6 protein-coding genes are annotated in these 7,656 nt (G+C 37.5%); 1 reads left to right on the forward strand and 5 read right to left on the reverse strand.

Annotated features, from left to right (window positions below):
- Nucleotides 1-567: 567 nt before the first annotated feature.
- The gene (locus tag F6K54_RS36090; protein ID WP_293088644.1) at nt 568-2,184 is read right to left on the reverse strand and encodes an acyl--CoA ligase family protein; all 1,617 of its coding nucleotides are present in this window, start codon (nt 2,182-2,184) and stop codon (nt 568-570) included.
- Between the two features lie 388 nt (nt 2,185-2,572).
- Between F6K54_RS36090 and F6K54_RS36095 the strand changes: the two genes are divergently transcribed.
- Nucleotides 2,573-3,355, forward strand: a complete 783-nt coding sequence (locus F6K54_RS36095) for an ATP-grasp domain-containing protein (protein ID WP_293088646.1) — start codon at nt 2,573-2,575, stop codon at nt 3,353-3,355.
- A gap of 15 nt (nt 3,356-3,370) precedes the next feature.
- On the opposite strand, the gene F6K54_RS36100 is transcribed toward F6K54_RS36095, so the two are convergent.
- The 4 genes from F6K54_RS36100 to F6K54_RS36115 all read right to left on the reverse strand — a co-directional run bounded on the left by F6K54_RS36100 (nt 3,371) and on the right by F6K54_RS36115 (nt 7,043).
- Nucleotides 3,371-3,493 (reverse strand): hypothetical protein, encoded by a 123-nt coding sequence (locus tag F6K54_RS36100; RefSeq protein ID WP_293088648.1) that lies wholly within the window; start codon nt 3,491-3,493, stop codon nt 3,371-3,373.
- 73 nt (nt 3,494-3,566) lie between these two features.
- The gene (locus F6K54_RS36105) at nt 3,567-4,436 is read right to left on the reverse strand and encodes an AMP-binding protein (RefSeq protein WP_293088650.1); all 870 of its coding nucleotides are present in this window, start codon (nt 4,434-4,436) and stop codon (nt 3,567-3,569) included.
- A gap of 424 nt (nt 4,437-4,860) precedes the next feature.
- A complete protein-coding gene (locus F6K54_RS36110; protein WP_293088652.1) occupies nt 4,861-5,598 on the reverse strand; it encodes a HEAT repeat domain-containing protein in 738 nt (245 codons plus the stop codon).
- A gap of 227 nt (nt 5,599-5,825) precedes the next feature.
- Nucleotides 5,826-7,043 carry an acetate kinase gene (locus F6K54_RS36115; protein ID WP_293088654.1) on the reverse strand — a complete coding sequence of 406 codons (1,218 nt, stop codon included), beginning with the start codon at nt 7,041-7,043 and terminating at the stop codon, nt 5,826-5,828.
- Nucleotides 7,044-7,656: the final 613 nt, after the last annotated feature.

Genomic DNA, 7,656 nt, shown 5'->3' on the forward strand with positions numbered 1-7,656 from the left:
GATAAAAAAACTTTCTCCTTCAACTCCAGTTCTTCTTCTTTCTTCCCTCTTTCCTCCTGACTCCTGACTCCTGACTCCTGACTCCTCCGTAGTTATTTATTTATCACTGTTCAACCGGACATGATATTACGCACGTATACGCTCTGATTATAGAATGCGATTAAACAGTCGTCATTGCGACGATAGGAAGCAATCTCCGCGCACCCCTGAGATTGCTTCCTTCCACTCCGTTCCAGTCGCAATGACTTGCCTATAGCAATTATCCGGATTCTATATGATATATCATTTGTAGGGGTTAACGGCCGTTAACCCCCTACTATTACAGCGCTTCCCGTTGTTATGACCTACATTCTGTACTTCGATTTGTATCATTAAAAGTAGTATATAAATCTGTAGCTTGGTAGATATTTATACTATGCGAATTATCTCAATTACTTTTTTCGTCGATCAAATTCCTAGTAAATAATTCAGCATAAATATTTACTTGATTAATTACTCAATCACGGCAGCTATGATTTTCTTCTAAAATTCTGTCTCCTGTCTCCTGTCTCCTGACTCCTTCTTCTTTTAGTGAATCCTTTTTTCATAACCAACCCACTCTTTCTCCCGCAACAAATATTTCTGAACCTTACCCGTAGCAGTCTTTGGCAACTCTATAAATTCAACCGCTTTCGGAATCTTAAAAACCGCTAAATGCTGACGACAAAAATCAATAATTTCCTGCTCCTTCACACTAACATCAGACTTGAGAGTCACAAAAGCTTTCGGCACTTCACCTCGTTTCGCATCTGGAATAGCTATCACCGCAACTTCCAAAACTGCTGGATGTTTATAAATAACCCTCTCCACCTCAATAGTCGAAATATTTGTGCCACTACTAATAATAATATCCTTAGCGCGATCGCGTAACTCAATATAACCATCTGGATAGCTCACTGCCAAATCTCCACTATGAAACCAACCACCGCGAAACGCCCACTCAGTCGCCTCTGGATCATTAAAATATCCCTGCATCACATTATTGCCACGCATCACCACTTCTCCCATTGTTTCTCCATCAGCAGGTATATCCTGCATATCTCGATCTACAACCCGCATCTGAACAGCATGAATATAAGGCACTCCTTGTCGAGCTTTCAACTTTGCTCTTTCTGCCATTGGTAAATCATCCCAAGGTGCTTGCCATTCACAGACACTATGAGGCCCGTAAGTTTCTGTTAAACCATAAACATGAGTAATATCAACTCCCAACTCTTCCATCGTCTGAATAATAGTGGGAGAAGGTGGTGCACCAGCAGTAGCAACTCGAAGAGTATGAGAAAGTTGCAATTTTTTGATGGCGCGATCGTTAGCAAGAGCAATTAATATTGTAGGAGAACCACAGAAGTGAGTGACTCCCTCATCCATAATTAACGAAACTACAGTATTGGGGAAAAATTTCCGCATACAGATATGAGTACCACCCACAGCAACAACTCCCCAGGTAAAACACCAACCATTGCAGTGAAACATCGGTAACGTCCATAAATAAATGCTGCGATTATTCATTCCTAGTTCTAATGCTTCGCCCAAAGCATTGAGATAAGCACCACGGTGGGTATATACTACGCCCTTTGGTTGACCACTGGTGCCACTGGTATAGTTGATCGAAATTGGTTCGTTTTCGTCTGTGAGTGAGGATGATATGGGGTCTGAACTGCCTGTGGTTAAAAATGTTTCATAATCTGTTCCTGGTAATTTTTCTCCTGTTATCTCTATTTGACTGTCTACTATATTGATAATTTCTTCTACAGTTTCCAAATCATCCCGCACTGATGCTATCAGGTGAGATAATTCTGTATCCACAAATAGTAGACGCGCTCCACAGTTATTCAGGATATAGCAAATATCTTTAGCAGCTAATCGAATATTGATAGCGACTAAAACTCCTCCTGCTAAGGGAACGCCAAAATGTGCTTCTAACATTGGTGGAATATTCGGGCAAAGGAAAGCTACGCGATCGCCTTTTTGTAAACCCCAGTTTTTGAGGGCGTTTGCTAGTTGATTTACTCTTGCGGCAAACTCAGCATAAGTCCATCGAGAGGAACGGTAAACTATAGCCTCTTTGTTAGCAAATGCTGCTACACTACGTTCTAGGAAACTTTGGGGAGTAAGAAACTGAGAGGAAATTTTATGGTTTGACATTCAGGATGCTCCTTTGTGGTATTATAAAGAGGACTTACCCACGCGAACCTAGAAACTCAGTTTTTTCCTAGATTTCTATTGCTCAAACCAATACTTTCTCCTAGAAACCGGGTTTCTTTGCGTAGGCTATTATAGAGAAATTATTAAATTATTCGTGATTATTGTCAAGTAATGGTTAGTAGTAGCATGGCACAACTAATACCATTTCTTAAAAAGTTTGTTATATATTTTTGTGGTGGGGAGATGGAAAAATTACAACCAAATCTAAGATCAGAAATTTTGTAAAAGTGTGCAAAGGATGTATTGGACAGACACAACTCAAATAGCGCATTAGGTTTTTGAATATAATTCTTATAGTTTAGTTTACAGAAATGATGTGTACATTAAAATGAGAATACTTTATCCATTTAACCCACTAAACACAAAGGAAGCTGACGAGCCATATCAAGAAGAATACTTAGCAGTTAAGGCTCTAGGTGTTAGTTGCTCCTTATTTGATTTCGATATGCTTGAATTTGAAGAATTTAGGCCAGAACCAAAAATTGAGCCAGGAGAAATTATTTTATACCGTGGCTGGATGCTCAAACCCGAGCTATATGAATTGCTTACTAAGTTTATTGTAAATAGAGGTGGTTCACCTTTGACATCCTTAAGCAATTACCTCAAGTGCCACCATCTTCCAGGATGGTATGATGAATGTAAAGAATATACTGCTGAAACTGTTTTTTTCCCAGATGACGATAAACTTGAGGCTAATATAGCTTCATTATACTGGGAAGCCTTCTTTGTCAAAGATTACGTCAAATCAAACTCAACTGAAGTTGGTTCTCTAGCTACAACAGTTGCTGAGGCAATTAATATAGTCGAATTGATTAAAAAATTTAGAGGTGGAATAGAGGGTGGTGTGGCTATCCGTCGAGTAGAAGAATACATCAAGGAATCAGAAATTCGATATTTTGTTATGAATGGGAAAGTATATTCTCCTAACAGTGTCGTCCCCCAAGTTGTTGCAAGTATTGCAGCAATTGTCATGGCACCATTCTATTCAATAGATACCATTCAAAACATTGACGGAAATATACGTCTTGTGGAAATTGGGGATGGTCAGGTATCAGATAAAAAGTCTTGGGATGTTTCAATATTTGCTGCCATGTTAGCAGAAAATTCCTAACAAAAATATTAACTTTTAGTCTACAAGTGGGGTATCGAACTTGTATCCCATTTTTTTCAATTTCAAGTTTTCAGCTAAAATAACATTACTTTTAACTTCTGACTTAGATGAAACAGTATCAGTGAATCCTTTTTTCATAACCAACCCACTCTTTTTCCCGCAACAAATATTTCTGCACTTTCCCCGTAGCAGTCTTTGGCAACTCTATAAACTAAAACGCTTTCGGCACCTTAAACTGTGCTAAATTCTGCCGACAAAAATCAATAATTTCTGCTCCTGTAAAACTTTCATCAGGTTTCAAAGTCACAAAAGCTTTCGGCACCTCACCTCGTTTCTCATCCGGGATAGCAATAACCGCCACTTCCAAAACTGCTGGATGTTTATAAATAACTCTCTCCACTTCGATAGTCGAAATATTTGTACCGCTACTAATAATAATATCCTTAGCGCGATCGCGTAATTCCATATAACCATCAGGATACATCACCGCCAAATCTCCACTATGAAACCAACCACCCCGAAACGCCAACTCAGTCGCCTCAGGATCGTTAAAATATCCCTGCATGACATTATTGCCACGCATCACCACTTCTCCCATAGTTTCCCCATCAGCAGGTACATCCTGCATATCTTTGTCTACTACTCGCATCTGAGCAGAATAAATACAAGCAACTCCCTGTCTAGCTTTCAAACGAGCGCGCTCGGCAAGTGATAACTCATTCCATGGTGCTTGCCATTCACAGATAGAATGAGGGCCATAAGTTTCAGTTAAACCGTAACCATGAATCAATTCAATTCCCAACTCTTCCATTTTCTGAATCAGAGTTGGAGAAGGTGGTGCACCTCCAGTAACAACTGTAACGGTATGGGAAAGTTGTAATTTATTGATTACTTGATCCTCCTTGGTAAGCATTATTAATATTGTGGGAGAAGCACAGAAGTTAGTCACTCCCTCATCCATGATTAATGAAATTACTGTACTGGGGTAAAATTTTCGGAGACAAACATGAGTACCACCCACAGCAACGACTCCCCAAGGAAAACACCAACCATATATGTTTATAATTCTATCTATAGTCATTCCAGTTAAGATTGAGATAAGGGTTTCTTGCCTTGAAAGAGTTTCAGCTGAAAAAGTGTTCCAGTCTTATTCAGAATGACTATATATACTTCAATATTCAATCTCCCCATCTCCCCACAGGGCTAATTCATTGTGGTCAGAGAATATTTGTCACCCTATATTTTCCATTAAGTAACTTTGGCAAAATATACGAGATTTCAAAGGATAAAATTTTTCTCCGGTGACAATGAATTAGCTCTACCATATCCCCATCTCCTTCAACTATACAATAAGTATTCAACCGGATTTGATATTACCCCGAAGCAAAACGCCCTGCATTCTCAAAAAATACCAAAGCTCAAAATTAATTCTAAATTCTAAATTCTAAATTCTAAATTCTAAATTCTAAATTCTAAATTCTAAATTCTAAATTCTAAATTCTAAATTATAGCCCTTCCATTGCTAAATCTTCAATAACTTGCAAACCTCTGGGGTCTCCTACTCGTAACAAAGATGATTTAGCATCTTCCCGCACTCCCATATCTTGCTCCTCTTCTAATGCTTCAATTAAGGCATCAATGCCACCTGCATAGACCACATTAGAAGGTAATTCTCTACATAATTGACCAATGGCCCATGCACAATTACTCCTAACTGCTGGCATTGAGTCTCGTCGTAAACCTTCAATTAATGGTGGTATTGCTCCTACTACCACTTCATAACTTACTTTGGCCATCTGACCAAGGGAACTTGCTGCCCATAGACGCACAGCAGAGATATCGGTTCTGAGGACATCAACTAAAGGCTCCAAAGCACGGCGATCGCGACAATTTCCCAAGGCCCAAACCACTCCTTTACGGACATAGCCGTTGAAGTCCTTATTCAATTGTGTAATTAGAGGTTCTACTGCATCTGGGCTAGGATTACGGCCCAAAGCATAAGCAGCACTCACTCGTATTAATGGACAATCATCCTCTAATAATTTAATTAATGGAGTAATAGCCCGTTTTTCCTGGAGTTCACAGAAAGCTCGCGCTGCAATCATCCTTTGGGAGGGTTCTACAGAAATTAGCAATGGTAACATTTCCTCCGGATCTGGTTTTGGGGGTTCTTCTCCTAAATGATCTAAAGGACTTTCTGCCATTGGCTGAATATTGAGTTGATTGAGGTCTTCATTGTCCATAACTGTAATTTTACTGTACTTATGTACTTTATAATTTTTTACTTTCTTTTGTGAAATTGTATTAGACATCTCCAGAAAAGAGGGAACAGGGAACAGGGAAGAACAATTGATAATTTCTGGATAAGAATTGATTGTCTTTTTGATTTTTGGAGATGTCTATTAGTACTATGACAGAACTAATTAAAAATCAATTAACTATTTTTAAAAGTTTTTAGTCCAAATATCACCTAAGCTTGATTCATTTTCTGCCAACATTCACAAGCGATCGCCCAATCTTCTTCTGTATGTACTACCAACACTTGTACTTTTGAATTTGAGGTAGAAATCTCGGTATCTATCCCTGGTTTAATATTTTTTTCCCGGTCTATTTTTAATCCTAAAAATTCAAAATTTTCACAAGTTTTTTCTCTGACAATTGCTGAACGTTCTCCTATTCCAGCAGTAAATACTAAAACGTCTATACCACCAAGAGAAGCGAGCATTTTTCCAATACAACAACAAAGTTGATGAATATAAATATCGAATGCTAATTGAGCACGTTCATCTCCTTCTTGCATGGCTGTATCTATGTAACGCATATCTCCAGATTTTCCAGATATTCCTTTTAACCCTGATTCTTTGTTGAGCATTATATTTAGTTTTTCTGCATCTAAACCATATTCTCGCATTAAATAAATGAGAATTGCCGGGTCAATTGAGCCACTACGAGTTCCCATCATTAATCCTTCTAATGGAGTAAATCCCATAGTAGTATTAATACTAATTCCATTACGAACTGCTGCTAGAGAGGCTCCATTACCTAAATGACAAGTAATTAGTCGCAAAGATTCTAGTGATTTTCCTAATATTTTTGCTGTTTTTTGAGCACAATATTTATGACTTGTGCCATGAAATCCATAACGTCTAATTCCTTTTTCAAACCATTCATAAGGAATTGGATAAATAGCAGCTTTTTTTGGCATTTTGCTATGAAATGCTGTATCGAATACTGCTATTTGAGCTACATTTCCTAATGTTTGTTCAATAGCTTCAATTCCTTCTAAATGATTGGGATTATGAGTAGGTGCTAAAGGAATAAGATTTTTGATTGTTGCCTTGACTTTATCTGTAATAAATGTTGCCTCTGAATAATCTGAACCGCCATGAACTACTCGATGACCAACTACATCTATATCGGATAGTTTTTCTATAACTTTAGTTTCTCCTTTCCTCAGAGTTTCTAACATTTTAGCAATGCTTTCTAAGCGTTTTTCTGGGTCAAGTTTTATCTCCTTTTTCACTCCATTTGCTGCTATTTCCATCAGACCATAATTATCATTAGCTGTCCAGTCAATTGCTGCTTCCCAAATTGGTTTTGGTGGATTTTCTGGTAATTTTTCCCCAGTAATTTCATACAAGCAACTTTTTTGAGAACTAGAACCTGCGTTTAAAACTAAAATTTTCATCATTAGTAATTATTTCTATTTCTTAATTATACTTATTGGTAATTATGTAAGCATTTCCTGCGGAATGCTGCGCAAACAGCTATTAGCAGTCAGCTTTTCCTGCGGAATGCTGCGCAAACAGCAAAAAAAAGAGGATTTTAATGAATATAGACTGTTTCAGGCAGCTTTTATAGTAAGTATAAATTCTGACTCAATTAGTAAAGCTTTTATCTAAAATTAAAAGCAATAGCTGATGGCTGATGGCTGGTTTAAAGTCTCTCCTTTAAAGGTAAAGGAGAAACAAGAAAAAATTTTCCTTTTATTCAATCCTCTTTTTTTTAGGGAGAGGTAATTATCAATTATCCATTATCAATTATCCATTATCAATTATCAATTATTGAACTATTTACTACATCCATAGAAATACTTACTTTGTTAACAAGAAAGACTTAAACTTTCAGGTATAGGGGTTGACAAAAAGGAAAAGCTCTGTAATATAGAAGCCCCGATCGTATCTTTGCTAATGTTGGGTTTTTAGGCCAAGAAGTGAGGATATTGATATTTAATTACTATAGATAGATATCTCCAACAATCAAAAATCATGCTCTTTTATTGCACTGTTATTCATCAATTC

The sequence above is a fragment of the Okeania sp. SIO3B5 genome, assembly GCF_010692555.1.
Classification (GTDB): Bacteria; Cyanobacteriota; Cyanobacteriia; order Cyanobacteriales; family Microcoleaceae; genus Okeania.